This window comes from Agromyces binzhouensis, from assembly GCF_004135055.1.
In the GTDB taxonomy this organism is placed as follows: domain Bacteria; phylum Actinomycetota; class Actinomycetes; order Actinomycetales; family Microbacteriaceae; genus Agromyces; species Agromyces binzhouensis.
Window position 1 is genome coordinate 1 of record NZ_SDPL01000468.1, and the last position, 2,232, is coordinate 2,232.

Annotated in this window: 2 protein-coding genes; both read left to right on the forward strand. The window is 72.9% G+C overall.

The features are described from left to right. Positions 1–767: trypsin-like serine peptidase (locus ESO86_RS19210; protein ID WP_165308028.1), on the forward strand; the 767-nt coding region annotated here is incomplete at its 5' end. Between the two features lie 178 nt (positions 768–945). Continuing rightward, on the forward strand, positions 946–2,154 hold the full coding sequence (locus tag ESO86_RS15745; RefSeq protein ID WP_129235808.1) for an ROK family transcriptional regulator: 1,209 nt from the start codon (positions 946–948) through the stop codon (positions 2,152–2,154). The last annotated feature ends 78 nt before the right edge of the window (positions 2,155–2,232 follow it).

Below are 2,232 nucleotides of genomic sequence, written 5' to 3' on the forward strand. Positions count from 1 at the left end.
CGGCCACCCCGGCCGACGTGCTGCTCGCCGGCAAGTCGGCCTCGACCCCGGCGGCGGGGGTCGCCGCCGGCGCACCGGTCACGTACGGCAAGCCCGCGCCGGCGCCGGAGGTCACGCCGATGGCGGCGAACGAGTCGCCCGTGTCGAACATCGGCAAGGTGTTCTTCACCCTGAACGGCCGCAACTACGTCTGCTCGGGCAACTCGGTGAGCTCGTCGAACGGCAGCGTGGTCGCGACGGCCGCGCACTGCGTGCACTCCGGCAAGGGCAAGTACGCCACGAACTGGACGTTCGTGCCGGCCTACGAGAACGGTGCGGCGCCGTACGGGCAGTGGGTCGCGACGTCGCTGACGGCGCCGCGCCAGTGGACGAGGGGCGGCGACATCACGTACGACACGGCCTTCGCCACGGTCGGTCAGCTCGCCGGCAAGAGCCTGCAGGCGACGGTGGGCGGCACGGCGATCTCGTTCAACCAGGCCCGCGGGCTCTCGTACGAGGCGTTCGGCTACCCGGCGGCCGCGCCGTTCAACGGCCAGACGCTGAAGTCGTGCGCGGGCACCGCGACGGCGGACCCCTACGGCCAGACCCAGTCGCAGGGCATCCCGTGCGACATGACCGGCGGCTCCTCGGGCGGCCCGTGGTTCCTCGGCAACGGTGCGCAGAACTCGGTGAACAGCTTCGGCTACAACAACATCCCGAACGTGATGTTCGGGCCGTACTACGGCTCGGTCGCCCAGGCGACCTACGCCACGGCGGCGGCATCCTGATCGCCCGCAGAGGCCGCTGAACGCGGCCGCCCGATCGCGAAGCGCCTCGCACCGAGGGACCGGTGCGGGGCGCTTCGTCGTGTCCGGGCGAGATCGGGTCTTGCTTTTCTACTTTGTTTAGTTCTAAATTAACTCACGACACCCCACGGCGACCCGCTCCACGGACACAGAGGCATCGATGGCGATCCATTCCAGCAACCGAACCGACGTCAACCGCTCGGCGATCCTCGCACGGCTCGGCGCCGACGGTCCCGCATCGCGGGCCGAGCTCGCCCGGGTGCTCGCCCTCTCGCCCGCGCTCATCACGCAGCTCGTGAAGGAACTGCTCGCCGACGGACTGCTCGTCGAACTCGAGCAGGCGCCGTCCAACGGCGGGCGCCCGGGGCGGATGCTGGGCCTCGCGACCTCGGCAGGCCACGCCATCGGCGTCAAGGTGGTCGCCGACCACGTGGCCTTCGTCGAGGTGGGCGTCGACGGGCGGGTGGTCCGCTCGGCGAGCGAGCCGTTCGACGCGACCGCCAGCACGTTCATCGCCGAACTCGTCGAACGCATCCGCGGCTTCATCGCCGCCGGCGACGGCACCACCGTGCTCGGCCTCGGCGTCGGCGTGCCGGGCAGCGTCGACCGCCTCGGGAGCGGCATCGTCGACTCGGCCCAGCTCGGGTGGACCGGGGTCGAGCTCGGAGACGCCCTCCGGCGAGCCACCGGGCTCCCGGTCGTCGTCGAGAACAACGTCAACGCGCTCGCGGTCGCGGAACGCCTGTTCGGGCTGGGCCGCTCGCACGACAACTTCCTGGTCGTCACGATCGGCACGGGCGTCGGCGCCGGCGTCGTCGTCGACGGCAACGTGCTGCGGGGCGCCTCCGGCGGGGCCGGCGAGATCGGGCACTTCCCCGTCGCCGACGACGGGCCGCGGTGCGGTTGCGGCAACGACGGATGCCTCGAAGCGCACATCGGCGAGGGCGCGCTGGTCCGCGACGCGCGCGAACGCGGTGCGATCCCGCCGCACGGCGGCATCGACGACCTCCTCGCCGCCGCGGACGCGGGCGAGGGCGACGCCATCCGGATCTACCGCGAGGCCGGGCGGCTGCTCGGGCGCACGCTCGCCGGCGTCGTGCACACCGTCGACCCGGCCCTCGTCGTGGTCCTCGGCGAGGGCACGACCGGCTGGCGTCACTGGTCGCCCGGGTTCGAGCCCGCGTTCCGGTCGCACCTGCTCCGGCACCGTCGGAGCCTGCCCGTCGAGATCGAGACCTGGCAGGACGAGAGCTGGGCGCAGGGTGCCGCCGCACTGGTGCTCGCGATGCCGTTCGACTCCGCCGGGTCCGCCGGCGACCAGGGGAGGCTCATCCGCGAACGGCTCGTCGGCCCGGTGGTGCGCCGATGACCGCGCTCATCGGCGAGGCCGCCGCGGAGGTCGGTGCCGACGCCCGCCCGACCGCATCGCGCGCCGTTCCTCCGCGCG

Coding starts and splice junctions, on each gene's coding strand:
- ESO86_RS15745 (WP_129235808.1), top strand. CDS start 946: ATGGCGATCCATTCCAGCAACCGAACCGACGTCAACCGCTCGGCGATC.